At 68.8% G+C, this 12,176-nt stretch carries 10 protein-coding genes and 1 pseudogene; 4 read left to right on the plus strand and 7 right to left on the minus strand.

Annotation, left to right across the window (positions count from 1 at the left end; genetic code table 11):
- Window positions 1-6: 6 nt before the first annotated feature.
- From TF1_RS02460 to TF1_RS02470, 3 genes are all read right to left on the minus strand, one after another.
- Window positions 7-705, minus strand: coding sequence for an endonuclease/exonuclease/phosphatase family protein (locus TF1_RS02460; protein ID WP_011291481.1), 699 nt, complete (start codon window positions 703-705; stop codon window positions 7-9).
- Between the two features lie 47 nt (window positions 706-752).
- Window positions 753-1,700 carry an ROK family glucokinase gene (locus TF1_RS02465; RefSeq protein ID WP_061783592.1) on the minus strand — a complete coding sequence of 316 codons (948 nt, stop codon included), beginning with the start codon at window positions 1,698-1,700 and terminating at the stop codon, window positions 753-755.
- A 129-nt stretch (window positions 1,701-1,829) separates the two neighbouring features.
- Window positions 1,830-2,201 (minus strand): hypothetical protein, encoded by a 372-nt coding sequence (locus TF1_RS02470; RefSeq protein ID WP_152436233.1) that lies wholly within the window; start codon window positions 2,199-2,201, stop codon window positions 1,830-1,832.
- A gap of 328 nt (window positions 2,202-2,529) precedes the next feature.
- Here TF1_RS02470 and TF1_RS02475 point away from each other — a divergent pair, with 328 nt between their 5' ends.
- On the plus strand, window positions 2,530-4,326 hold the full coding sequence (locus TF1_RS02475; protein ID WP_061783593.1) for an AMP-dependent synthetase/ligase: 1,797 nt from the start codon (window positions 2,530-2,532) through the stop codon (window positions 4,324-4,326).
- Between the two features lie 88 nt (window positions 4,327-4,414).
- Here TF1_RS02475 and TF1_RS02480 read toward each other — a convergent pair whose 3' ends face one another.
- The 3 genes from TF1_RS02480 to TF1_RS02490 form a co-directional block, all read right to left on the minus strand.
- On the minus strand, window positions 4,415-5,437 hold the full coding sequence (locus tag TF1_RS02480; protein WP_011291477.1) for a C40 family peptidase: 1,023 nt from the start codon (window positions 5,435-5,437) through the stop codon (window positions 4,415-4,417).
- Between the two features lie 699 nt (window positions 5,438-6,136).
- On the minus strand, window positions 6,137-7,132 hold the full coding sequence (locus TF1_RS02485) for a C40 family peptidase (RefSeq protein WP_011291476.1): 996 nt from the start codon (window positions 7,130-7,132) through the stop codon (window positions 6,137-6,139).
- 225 nt (window positions 7,133-7,357) lie between these two features.
- On the minus strand, window positions 7,358-8,707 hold the full coding sequence (locus tag TF1_RS02490; protein ID WP_011291475.1) for an NYN domain-containing protein: 1,350 nt from the start codon (window positions 8,705-8,707) through the stop codon (window positions 7,358-7,360).
- A 157-nt stretch (window positions 8,708-8,864) separates the two neighbouring features.
- Here TF1_RS02490 and TF1_RS02495 point away from each other — a divergent pair, with 157 nt between their 5' ends.
- The 3 genes from TF1_RS02495 to TF1_RS02505 all read left to right on the plus strand — a co-directional run bounded on the left by TF1_RS02495 (window position 8,865) and on the right by TF1_RS02505 (window position 11,799).
- Entirely contained in the window at window positions 8,865-10,637 is a 1,773-nt protein-coding gene (locus TF1_RS02495) for a DEDD exonuclease domain-containing protein (RefSeq protein ID WP_238569721.1), read from the plus strand.
- Window positions 10,638-10,711: 74 nt separating this feature from the next.
- Window positions 10,712-11,491, plus strand: a complete 780-nt coding sequence (locus TF1_RS02500; RefSeq protein ID WP_011291473.1) for a rhomboid family intramembrane serine protease — start codon at window positions 10,712-10,714, stop codon at window positions 11,489-11,491.
- 32 nt (window positions 11,492-11,523) lie between these two features.
- Window positions 11,524-11,799 carry an Lrp/AsnC family transcriptional regulator gene (locus tag TF1_RS02505; protein ID WP_011291472.1) on the plus strand — a complete coding sequence of 92 codons (276 nt, stop codon included), beginning with the start codon at window positions 11,524-11,526 and terminating at the stop codon, window positions 11,797-11,799.
- Between the two features lie 64 nt (window positions 11,800-11,863).
- Here the strand turns inward: TF1_RS02505 and TF1_RS02510 are convergent.
- A pseudogene (locus TF1_RS02510) lies at window positions 11,864-12,176 on the minus strand (anthranilate phosphoribosyltransferase); the annotation flags it as partial.

Raw genomic sequence — 12,176 nt, forward strand, 5'->3', positions numbered from 1 at the left:
GGCGGACTATTCCTCGCCCGGTAAGGCGATCTCCGCGAGGACCGGAAGGTGGTCGCTGGCTGCGACGAGGTCGCGGCGGGCCGGTGCCGCGGGGATTCCTGCGGCGCGCACGGTAAGACGCCGGTCGACGAAGATCGTGTCGATCCGGCTGCGGGGCCGCCAGGACGGGAAGGTCGGCTCTCCGCCTTCCGGGCCGTGGGCGCCCGCGTCCACCAGGTGGGTGGCGAGCATCTGCCAGGCTGGCCCGTCGGGCCGCTCGTTGACGTCGACGGCCAGCACCGCGGGGGCGGGCTGCATTCCCAGGAAGGCGAGGAGCTGGGCGGCGTGCGCGTACCGGGCCCGCGCCTGCAGGTCGAGGTGGCTGACGGCCACGGCGATGCGGCGGCGGCCCCGGCGGATCAGCGCGATGGCCAAGGCGCGCTGGTGCAGCCGGGGATAGCGGTGCAGCAGGCGGTGGCTGCAGTGGTCGACTGCGAGGGTGGGGGCGGTGAGGATTTCCAGGCCGCCGGGGCGGCGGCCCACCGCGAGGCGGAGACCACAGCGGCGGGCCAGCCACCGTCGTTTGGTCTGCCACAGCAGGTGCCGGGGAGCTTCCTGCAGGCAGACCACATCAGGGCGGCACGACCGGATGACCCGCGCGACGGCCAGGGGATCGTCGCGTAGGGACCGGATGTTGTAGGACAGCACGCGCAGCACAGCGGCCATATCCGGCGGCTACCCCGCCTGGCGCGCCTCTCCCATGCTCTTTTCGGTTAGCAGCGCACGAGGTCGGCCGCACCCACGATGCCCGCCGCCGACCCGAGTTCCGCGATCCGGATGTCGGCGAGGGTCCGCACCTGGCGGCCGGTGACGTTGCGCGCGAAAGAGTCGCGGATCGGGCCGAGCAGGATTTCTCCGGCTTCGCAGACCCCGCCGCCGATGACGAACCGTTCCGGGTCGAGGATCGCGGCGAGGTCGGCTAGCCCTTGCCCCACCCAGGTGCCGAGGGTGGTGAAGCATTCCAGCGCGGCAGCGTCGCCTTCGAGGGCGGCCTGGGTGATGTGGTGCCCTTGGAGGCGTTCCAGGTCGCCGTCCGCGAAGTCGAGGAGCCGCTTGGCGCGCCGGGGGTCGGTGCGGGCCAGCTCGCGCGCTTCAGCGACGAGGGCGCGTCCGCTGGCGTACTTCTCCCAGCAGCCCCGGTTGCCGCAGCCGCACAGGCGCCCGTCCGGGACTACGCGGTAGTGGCCGATTTCCGCGCCCACCCCGTAGCGGCCTCTGAACAGTTGCCCGTTGAGGATGATGCCGCCCCCGATCCCGGTGCCTAGGGTGACGCACACCACATGGTCGACGCCGCGGCCTGCGCCGAACCGTGCTTCGCCCCACGCCGCCGCATTGGCGTCGTTCTCGATGATGACGGGAAGGTCGATCCGGCGCCGGATGCGGTCGCGCAGTGGTTCTTTGCACAGGTCCAGGTTGGGGGCAAAGATGACGGTGGAACGATTCTCGTCGACGAACCCGGCGATACCCACGCCGACTCCGCCGATGGCGCCGGCGGGGTAATGTCCCGCGAGTTCGTCAACGGTGTCGCAGACCACATCGGCGAGGGCGTCGCCGTCGGCGGGAGTGGGGTGCTTGACCCTCGTCAGGATCCGGCCGTCAACATCGACAACGCCGGCGGCCACCTTGGTGCCACCGATGTCCACGCCGATCGTCAACCGCATGGTCGGCTCCCTTTCACCTCATGCCCGAGCTCACGTCCGAGTGCCCTGGGACTCGCCGAATGGAGTAAACCATTGGATTAAACCAGTGTCGACGATCGGCCTGGCCGGTCGACCCTTGCGCTGACGGGTCTATTGTTCCCCGTCAGCGGGAGTTCCGGCGGCGCCGTTCCCGGGACGGGACCGCAGCGAACGCTCCACCGCGGACAGACTACGACTCATAGCGTCGAACATCAGCGCGCCCGCGGCGCTCAGGTGGCGGCCGATTTCGGGCAGGGTTTCGCGCGCGATGTCGAGCACCTGGTCGGTCAGCGGGGCCTCCGGCTCTGTCTCCTGCCGGATCGCCTCTGCCCATACATCATCGCTGCGCGGCGGCGGAGAGGCGGCGTTCTGGACTTGCCGCCGGATGGCGGCGGTGAGCAGCCTGCGCTGCACGGCGTCCACGAGGCGCAGCGCTTCGTCGATGATCTCGCTCGGATCCTGGTTGCGGTGGGAACTGGCCATGGTCATCCGTCTGTCGCTCGGTTGCCTCTTCTCACCGTAACCGTCTGCTGCGGTACTGTCTGCGCCAGATTGCCAACCGCGCACTGTTGATCCGAGTTCCACGATATGCCCCGAAACCTCCCCTCGCAGGCGAGGTGCGCCATACTTACCTCGCCGGACCCGGCTCACTGGCACGCGCGGTCACGGACAGTACAACGGTCCAGTTCGGGGCGTGGCAGCCGGATCACCATCCGGTACCAAATAGGCACAAATGCTACCAACCAGTAGCGTAAATTGTTACCGTCGTCACACTCTCTTGCCATGCCCGCACAACATCAGGAGCTGAACAGTGCGTGAGTACACCACCCCCGCGGTAAAGGAACTTGACCCGGATACACGACTCACTGACACCGTCTTCACCCGTGCGGCTCAGGAGCCCAACGCCGTGATGTTCCGGCGGCTCGTGGACGGTGCGTGGCGAGACGTGACCTGCGCTGAATTCCACCGCGACGTCATGGGCGTGGCCAAGGCGCTCATCGCCGCCGGGATCAACCACGGCGACCGGGTAGCGCTCATGTCGCGGACCCGCTACGAGTGGACCGTCATCGACTACGCCATCTGGACCATCGGCGGAGTGACCGTCCCCATCTTCGACACCTCCTCCGAAGAGCAGGTCGAGTGGATCCTCCGCGACTCGGGAAGCACGCTCGCCTTCGTGGAGAACGACGAGCACGCGAAACGAGTCCGGGCTGTCTCCGCACAACTCCTGGAACCCGACCGCATCGTGCAGATCGAAAGCGACAGCTTCCCCGCTTTCGTCGCCACCGGCGCGGACGTGGCTGACTCGGTGGTGGAGGAGCGCCGCGCCGCCACCGGCCTCGACGACCTCGCCACCCTGATCTACACCTCGGGCACCACCGGCCGTCCCAAAGGCTGCGAGCTCACCCAGCGCAACCTGGCCTTCGACGTCATGAGCGTCAACAGCGGCCCCATGAAGGACGTCTTCACCATGGAGGGGCGCTCCACCCTCCTGTTCCTCCCGCTGGCGCACTCGCTGGCCCGCATCATCCAGGTCGGCTGCGTGGAGACGAAGACCGTCATGGGCCACTTCCCCTCCACCGGCCCGGACCTGCTGGACGCGCTCGCTTCGTTCCGCCCCATGTTCCTGCTTGCCGTGCCCCGCGTGTTCGAGAAGGTCTACAACAAGGCTGAGCAGAAGGCCATCGCCAGTGGCAAGGGCGACATCTTCCGGAAGGCCGCGGAGACCGCCATCGCCTACAGCAAGGCGCTGGACACCGGGAAGGTGAGCCTGGGGCTGCGTCTCAAGCGCGCCGTGTTCAGCCTGCTCGTCTACCGCAAGATCCTGGCTGCGGTGGGCGGGCAGGCCAAGTACGCCGTCTCCGGTGGTTCCGCCCTGGGTGAGCGGCTCGGCCACTTCTTCCGCGGGATCGGCCTGACCGTCCTGGAAGGCTACGGTCTGACCGAGACGTCCGCCCCCACCACCGCGAACGCCCCCGACACCAACAAGATCGGCACGGTGGGCCGCCCCATCCCCGGCACGTCGATCCGGATCGCCGACGACGGGGAGATCCTCGTCAAGGGCGACAACGTGATGCGCGGCTACTGGAACAACCCGAAGGCGACGAAGGAGGCGTTCACCGAGGACGGCTGGTACCGCAGCGGCGACATCGGCGAACTCGACGAGGAAGGCTTCCTGCGGATCACCGGGCGGAAGAAGGAGATCATCGTCACCGCAGGCGGGAAGAACGTCGCCCCCGCGGTCATCGAGGACCGGATCCGCAGCCACGCGATCGTCAGCCAGTGCATGGTCGTCGGCGACAACCGCAAGTTCGTCGCCGCGCTCATCACCATCGACCCGGAAGCCTTCGAGTTCTGGAAGAAGCAGCACAACAAGACCGGCACCATCGCCGAGCTGGTGGACGACCCCGACCTGCGGGCCACCGTGCAGAAGGCGGTGGACGACGGCAACAAGGCGGTCTCCCGGGCCGAGTCGGTACGGAAGTTCGCCATCCTGCCGGTGGACTTCAGCGAGGCTGAAGGCCACATGACCGCGTCGCTGAAACTCAAGCGGCACGTCATCGAAAAGCAGTTCAGCGCGGAGATCGAGGCGCTCTACGCCGAGTGACCGGGCCTCTCCGGCACGGAATGAACCAGGGCTCCCGCCGCACGTGCGGCGGGAGCCCTGTCATGTTGGCCAGGCCTGGCGGGGCCGGTTAGCCGGGACGGACCGCCCCGACGAAGTTCTGCCGGTAGTAGGAGGTGAGCTCCACCACGCCGATCGGCTTGGACGACGTGGAGGCGTGGATCATCCGGCCGTCCCCGGTGGCCATGCCCACGTGGGTGGGCGCCACACTGTCGTAGAAGAACAGCAGGTCGCCACCTTGGATGTTCTCCCAGGAGACGCGCTGGCCGGCGTAGAACTGGTCCTGCGAGACCCGCGGCAGGCTCACCCCCGCGGCCGCCCACGCGGCCTGGGTCAGCCCGGAGCAGTCGTAGCCGTTCGGCCCAGTCCCGCCCCAGATGTAGGGCTTGCCGATCTGGGCGAAGGCGAAGTCCAGGGCGATCTTGGCTTTGCCGGTGGCCGGACCGGTGTAGGTCGTCCCCGAGGAGCTGACCGTGTTGATCCCGGCCGTCGCCGCAGCCTGCTCTTCCGCGGTGAGCTCTTCGAGCAGGGCTTCCTGCTCGGCGATCCGCGCCTCGCCCTCCTCACGGGCCTCCTCAGCTTCGTCGAGCTTGGCCTGGGCTTCCTGCTCGGTCTCTTCCGCCTCCTGGCGGAGCTGCTCCAACTTCTCCCGCTGCTCGGTGTAGCGCTCCAGCTTGTTCTGCTGGCTGACCGACAGGTAGTGCAGGTCCGCTGACTGGACTAGCATGTCGTCGGGGTTGTCGGAGCCGATCAGGTAGACCAGCGAGCTGTAGTCGACCCCGCTGTAGGCGGTGTTGGCGAGCACCCTGATCGACCCTTGGAGGCCGTCGAGTTCCTCTTCGGTCTCCTCCAGGTCCTCGGTGATCTCTTCGAGTTTCTCCTTAGCGGCCTCGTGCTCTTCTTTCGCCTTGTTGTAGGCCTCGTTGAGCTCGGAGAACTCTTGTTCCAGCCGTTCGATCTCCTCGCGGACCTCGTCGGCGGTCGGCTCGGCGTAGGCGACCCCGGGGGTGAGGGCGAGGAGGCTTGCGGCGATGACGCCCGCGGCCGTCAGACGGCGGCGCCAGAAGCCACGGTGATGGCGGTCATCATCCACGGTTGTGGCACACCTTTCTCCCGTTTCCGCCTACCGGTAGGACTGGGCAGTACAGGGCGGGAGAGACGCCCCGTCAGCAGAAGGACTCTCCGGCACGGTGGAGTGGGGATTACGCGCCGGGAGGGAGGTTCCCCGGTCTCCGCGGTCTGAAGGTGCGAGAGAGATCGCGGAGTGCGGCGGGAGCGGTCGCTGCCATCGGGTGATGGCGAGAGTCACGACTCCGCTCGGGATGAACATAGTGCATCCGCGCCAACACTCTCAACCAATTCGTTATGTTCTGCACAAAATTCGTCAAGTCCAAAATCACCGCATGATCGGCCCGAATCCCCGTCTGGCGCGGAAAAGCGGACGTATCCCGCTGCTGCGGGCCGTGGCCCGGATCAGGCTGGAATAGTCACGGCCATGCGGACGCCACGCCACGGCCAAGCCAGGGCCAAGCGCGCACCGCTCCCGGGCCGCCGTCCGTCCCGGCCCCGTCGTGGCGGGCTGGGCCAGCGGGACAGCACACAGCCTGCCGCCGGGGAGCAGCCCTCGGAAAAACACCTGGGGGTGGCGGCACGTGCCGCCACCCCCAGGCAACGACCGGTGCGCGGCGCCCGGTGACGGCGGTTCACCCCACGGGACCGCAGCTCTGCCCGTGCGGGCACGGCCGTCCCGTTCCCCCAGGGGAACCCCCGTTCCGCTCCCCTCGTGAGCGGGCTACGGGCGCACCGCGAACTGGAAGTGCTGGCTCCAGTAGCCGGAAAGGGAGACCACCTCGATGGTCCGTCCCGAGCTGGGGGCGTGGATCATCTGCCCGTTGCCCACGTACAGTCCCACGTGACTCAGCTCGGGGTAGAAGAAGACGAGGTCGCCCGGCTGCATGCTGTTGTAGCTGACCCGGGTGCCGACGGTGGCCTGCGCGTACGTGGTGCGCGGCAGGCTCACCCCGGCCGCACCCCAGGCGCGCATGGTCAGCCCGGAGCAGTCGTAGCCATCCGGACCGGTCCCGCCCCAGATGTAGGGCTTGCCGAGCTGGGCATAGGCGAAGTCGAGAGCGGTGCGGGCGTTGCCGGAAGCAGGACCGGTGTACGTGCCGCCAGTCGAGCTGGAGCCCGAGGTGAGCGGGTCGGCATCCGGGAACTGGGCGAGCAGGGCCTCCTGCTCTTCGATCTTCTCTTCGACTTCCTTCTGCTTCTTCTCGACCTCTTCCTTCTTCTCCTCGGCTTCCTTGAGCAGCTCCTCGTTCTCCTCCTTGAGCTGGATCAACCGCTCGGAAGAGTTGGAGAACTCCTCAAGTTCCGCCCGCTGGGTCTCGGAGAGGTAGCTGAGGTCCGCGGACTGCTCCAGGATGTCCGCCGGGTCCTCCACGGAGAGGATCGTCGTCACCGCCTCCAGGTCGGGGGACATGTAGGCGGCGCTGGCGAAGCTGGAGACCTTCTCCCGCAGCTCCTCGTAGCGCTCCTCCTCGTCCCCGAGCTGCTTTTCGAGCTCTTCGACCTTTTCCTTGGCAGCGTCGTATTCCTCTTTGGCCGCGTTGTACTCGTCGACGAGGGCGCTGGCCTCTTCGTGGAGTTCTTCGAGCTTGGCTTCGACCTCTTCTTTGGTCGGCTCAGCATGCGCGGTCCCATGAGGCAGCACGAGGCTGCTTGCCGCTACGAAACCAAGTCCGGTCGCGATTCGACGAGCCGCGCGCCGTCCACCTTGACTAGTCATGGCGCGGTACACGCTCCTTAAATCTGGTTCACCGTGAGGGGTTAGGTGACGTGGGGGGTGCGTCGGGGGGTACGACGCGAGGGAAGTTGTGTGGAGTCGGCAGCACCGGACGGGCGCACAGCCACGACCCCGGTTAGAGAACTTAGCGGACCAGTTTCCACCCGCTCAACCGTGGCAGAGAATTGCCACTTTCGACACAGGCGTCTTCTCCCAGCTCAGCACCGTTCATTCCAAACGGCGGAGGAGCAGGGGGGACGCGACGGTCCGCGCTTTTTCCCGCCGTACCGCCGCAATGATCTCTTTATCCGAGGTGACCACGGCCACGGGCCGCCCTTCCGGTTCGGCCCGCACCAGCCGGATGATCAATTCGTCGGCGGTCTCCCCGGGACTGCTGAACAGCACGCGGACCCGACGGGAATTCACCAGCGCGATCGGGGAGTCGATTTCCGCGCCGTCGAACACGCACGTGATCTCGGCTTTGGTCTGGGACGCGAGCCCTTCCAGACCGGCGAGCAGCTTGGCGCGCTGGTCGGCGAGCGGCCGGTCACCGTAGCCGGTCTTGGTGACGTTGTAGCCGTCGACGAGCAGGTGGATCCGCGGGATCGTCAGCAGTTGGTCGATGAACTTGGGGTCGTCGTCCGGCAGGCCCTGCCCCGGCATCTCCGCGGTGCCTGACCGCGCTTCGGCGGCCACGAGGTCGGCGGGGAGCGTGATCGACGCGGGCAAGGCCAGTTCGCGGCGCAGTCCTTGCGCGGCTTCTTGGAGCACGTCTAACAGCACCCGCAGGCGGGCTTCTTCGGCGCCGCGCGCCGCGCGGGCCGCCCGGCGGGCGTTCTCCACTTGGGCTTCCGCGGCAGCGAGCCGGTTGCGTAACCTCCGGTTCTCCGCTTCGACGGCGTGCAGCCGGGCCGCGGCGGCGTCACTGTGCTCCTGGGCTTCGGCAATGGAACGCTCTGCGCCGCGGACCGCTTCTTTGGCGCGCTGGCGCTCGTGGTGGAGCTTGCGGCGCAGCTCCGCGATCTCCGCTTTGTGCTCCCGCAGCTCCGCGCGGAGCCGGAGGACTTCCTGGCGGTGCTGGGTTTTGATCTCGTCCAGTTTGGTCTGCAGTTCGACGAGGGTTTCCGCGGTGTCGTCCGCGGCTTTGGCCCGGGCTTCGCGCTCCAGTTCGTCGTGGATCTGCTGGACGGTTGCCGCCCACCCTGGGGGCCGCAGCACGTAGAGGACGGCCCCGGCGATGACCGGGTCCACGGCGGGGGGCAGCTCCCCCTGGTCAAGCTCCGCAACGAGAGACGGCCACGCCTGCCGCATCCGCTCAGCGACGCGGGAACGGAACTCTGCGTCAGCCTCGAGTTGCGCGGCGATGTCAGGTCCGGCCAGGCGCGCTCGACGGCGCGGTTCGAACTTGGCGATCCTCCGCAGCCTCGGCGGGATCTCCGTCGGGAGCATCATGCCGAGGATCTCGGCCCCGTATTCGATGACTCGGGTGCGCACCGCTTCGGGGAGCGGCCGGTCCAAGGTCTCGTCGTCCGCGTGCTCCGGTCCGCGTTCCTCAGCATTCCCGGAATCGTCTGTCATGACGGTGCCCCATCGTCTCCGGGTGACGCCGTCGCCGCCCACACAGTCTGTTCCCTCCTTATGCTGCTGCCGGTGTGACTGCCCCTCCCGGCCGCGATCACACCTGGGCGTCCCCGCCGGCTACCGCGGCGCTCCGGGCAGTCTTCCCCATCTTTCCATGCTCTTCTGGGAAAACCGTGTGCCGCTCCTCGGCGGCCCTCCACCGCTGGCCGGGCCGTACCCTGGCGGGGTGACAGTACCCAAGGACCTGGTCCAGGGGTCTTTCGACGACCTGGGCCGCCCCCTCGCGGACGTGACGTTCGTGGTGGTCGACGTGGAGACCACCGGCACCCACCCGGCGACGGCAGCGCTGATCGAGGTCGGGGCGGTGCGTCTCCGCGACGGACAGGTCCTGGACGAGTTCACCACCCTGGTGAACCCGCACGCCCCTGTGCCCGCGTCGATCACCCTGCTCACCGGGATCACCACGGCCATGGTGGAGTCCGCGCCCTCGCCTGCGGCGGCGCTCTCCGCGTTCCTGGACTTCGCCGGGTTCCGTCCCGGCACCGTGCTGGTCGCGCACAACGCCCCGTTCGACGTGCGTTTCCTCAAAGCCGCGTGTGCCCGGCACGGGATCCCCTGGCCCTCCCCCGCGGTGCTGGACACGCTGCAGCTCGCCCGCCGCCTCGTCCCGCGCGGCGAGGTCCGCAATCACCGGCTCGACACGCTCGCCCGGGTCTTCGGTGCCCACCCGCCCGCCCACCGGGCGCTCGACGACGCCCGCGCCACCGCGGACGTGCTGCGCGGCCTGGTGGGGCGGCTCCGTGCCCGCGGTGTGGACACATGGGAGGAGCTGCGCGCATTCCGCAGCCCTGTCACTTCCGGGCAGCGCAGCAAACGCCACCTGGCCGACGGGATTCCGGAAGCGCCCGGCGTCTACGTTTTCGAAGACGCCTCCGGCGACCCGCTGTATGTGGGGAAAAGCGTCAACCTGCGGGCCCGGGTGCGGTCCTATTTCACCGCCGCGGAACAGCGCGGGCGGATCAAGGAGATGGTGGGCCGGGCCGTCCGCGTGCAGCCGATCGTGTGCGCCACGGCTGTGGAAGCCGAAGTCCGGGAGCTGCGGCTGATCGCCGCGCGCAAACCGCCCTACAACCGGCGGTCCCGGCACCCGGAGCGCGCCCCCTGGCTGGTCATCACCGCGGAAGAGTTCCCGCGCCTGGCCGTCGTGCGGCAGGTGGGCGACAACTACCTGGGCGCCCTCGGGCCGTTCTCCAGTTCCCGGACGGCCCTGCTAGCCCGGGACGCCCTCCACCAGGCGTTCCCCGTGCGCCAGTGCACGCACCGCATCACCCCGCCCCGCCCCGATGCGGCCTGCGCGCTGGCGGAGATGGGCCGCTGCGGGGCGCCGTGCACCGGAGCCCAGTCGGCCGCCGAGTACGCCGCGCACGTCCAGGCCGTGGCCCAGGCGATGACTGGTGACGTGTCCGCGGTGGTGGCGGCCCTCACTGCGCGGATCGACACGCTCGCCCGCGAGCTGCGCTACGAGGAGGCGGCCCTTCACCGGGACCGGCTGTCGGCGTTCCTGGCGGCTGCGGTGCGCACGCAGCGGGTGCGGGCTCTCAGCGCGGTCCCGCACCTGGTGGCGGCCCGGCCTGCGGGGGCGGACTGGGAGGTGTGCGTGGTGCGGTACGGCCGCCTGGCGGGCAGCGCCCGCCTCCGTCCCGGTGCTGATCCGCACACGCTGCTGCGCACCCTGGTGCGCACCGCGGAGAGCGTGCCGCCCCCTGCGGGTGCGCTGCCGCGCGCGGACGCCGCGGAGACCGAGTGTCTGCTGCGCTGGTTGGAGGCGCCCGACGTCCGGCTGCTGGAGGTGGAGGGGTCGTGGGTCTCCCCCGTCGGCGGCGCGGAACGCTACCGGCAGTGGATCTACCGGCATACGCCGGCATAGATCCGGAGCTCCCCGGCAATACTGACAGACTTGGACCACCACAGGAGTTCCGCAGAAAGCAGGACACGGGGGCAATGGCAGGCATTCCACTCAGCGACGACTATCCGGTACGCCGGGTCCCTGTGGTCACCTACACGCTGATCGCCGTGAACGTGGCCGTCTACCTGCTGTCCCCCATGTCACTGCTGGCCGTCTGGTACGGGGCGCCGGAGTCCCGGGGCTGCGCGATCGAGGAGTACCTGCTGCGGTGGGCCGCTTTCCCCGCCGCGCTGCTCACCGGGACGCGGCTCACCGCTGAGCAGGCGGCCGCTTTCACGCCCTGCCCGCTCCCCTCGACGGTGATCTGGCCGGGCCTGTCCGCGGTGACGTCGATGTTCCTGCACGCGGACGCCTTCCACTTGACGGGGAACATGGTGTACCTGTTCGTGTTCGGCCCGTGCGTGGAGGACCGGCTCGGCAGGTTCCGCTACCCGCTCATCTACCTGGGCACCGGGGTGGCGGCGTGCTACGGGTTCTCGCTGGCGGAAGGCCCGGCTGCGGTGCCGATGGTGGGGGCCTCGGGGGCGATCTCCGGGGTGCTCGGCACCTATCTTGTGGTGCAGTTCCGCAGTAGGGTGACGACTCTGCTCTTCGGTATCCTCCCGGTGCGGCTGCCGGGTTGGGTGCTGGTCGCTACTTTTTTCGCGCTGGACTACCTGCTCTACCTGAGCAGCCGACTGTCTCCGAACGAGTGGCAGGACGGTGGCGTCGCCTACGCCGCACACGTCTACGGCTTCCTCACCGGCCTGGTTGTGGGGCTGCTCGTCTACCGCGTCCGCTGGGGAGCGGGCGCCCGCCTGTCCGACGTGCACTAGGGCCGTCGGGCTGTCATCCCTGAGGAGGACACGTGATCACCGCGATCGTGATGCTCAAAGTCGACGTCGGCCGCATTCCCGAAGTCGCGAAGACGATCGCTGACTTGGAGGGGGTGAGCGAGGTCTACTCGGTCACCGGGGAGATCGACCTGATCGCGATTGTGCGGGTGCGGGAACACCACGAGCTGGCTGAGGTGATCCCCAACCGGATCAACAAGGTGCCCGGGGTGCTCTCCTCCGACACCCACATCGCGTTCCACACCTATTCGCAGCACGACTTGGAGGCTGCGTTCTCGCTGGGCCTGTAGCGGCGGTCGGCCGCGGCCTGCCCCGCGCGGGCGGACCGCGGCCGGAATGTGTCCGGAAAACCGGTCAGAGCTGCTTGGCTCGGGCCTGGCTGCTCTCCACCCACGCGTCCAGTTTCGCTTTGGCCGCGCCGCTGTCCACGGCTTCCGCAGCCCGCTGGTACTGGGCGCGCAGGGTTTCGATGAGGGATCCGGTGACCCCCTCGGCGGCGGCGAGCGCCGCAGCCGCGTTGAGCAGGACCGCGTCCCGCACCGGGCCGGGGCGGCCGTCCAGGAACTCGCGGACGACGCGGGCGTTGAACTCGACGTCTCCGCCGCGCAGCGCTTCCGGGGTGGCCCGCGGAATGCCCAGGTCTGCCGGGTCCAGTTGCTCGTAGCGG

Origin of the sequence: Thermobifida fusca NBRC 14071 = JCM 3263, from assembly GCF_001592045.1 — a bacterium.
Lineage (GTDB): Bacteria > Actinomycetota > Actinomycetes > Streptosporangiales > Streptosporangiaceae > Thermobifida > Thermobifida fusca.

Excerpts from the sequence above, each read along its gene's own strand:
- TF1_RS02460 (WP_011291481.1), bottom strand. The coding sequence starts at position 705 with ATGGCCGCTGTGCTGCGCGTGCTGTCCTACAACATCCGGTCCCTACGC.
- TF1_RS02495 (WP_238569721.1), top strand. The coding sequence starts at position 8,865 with ATGCTCTTCTGGGAAAACCGTGTGCCGCTCCTCGGCGGCCCTCCACCG.
- TF1_RS02490 (WP_011291475.1), bottom strand. The coding sequence starts at position 8,707 with ATGACAGACGATTCCGGGAATGCTGAGGAACGCGGACCGGAGCACGCG.
- TF1_RS02485 (WP_011291476.1), bottom strand. The coding sequence starts at position 7,132 with ATGACTAGTCAAGGTGGACGGCGCGCGGCTCGTCGAATCGCGACCGGA.
- TF1_RS02500 (WP_011291473.1), top strand. The coding sequence starts at position 10,712 with ATGGCAGGCATTCCACTCAGCGACGACTATCCGGTACGCCGGGTCCCT.
- TF1_RS02465 (WP_061783592.1), bottom strand. The coding sequence starts at position 1,700 with ATGCGGTTGACGATCGGCGTGGACATCGGTGGCACCAAGGTGGCCGCC.
- TF1_RS02470 (WP_152436233.1), bottom strand. The coding sequence starts at position 2,201 with ATGGCCAGTTCCCACCGCAACCAGGATCCGAGCGAGATCATCGACGAA.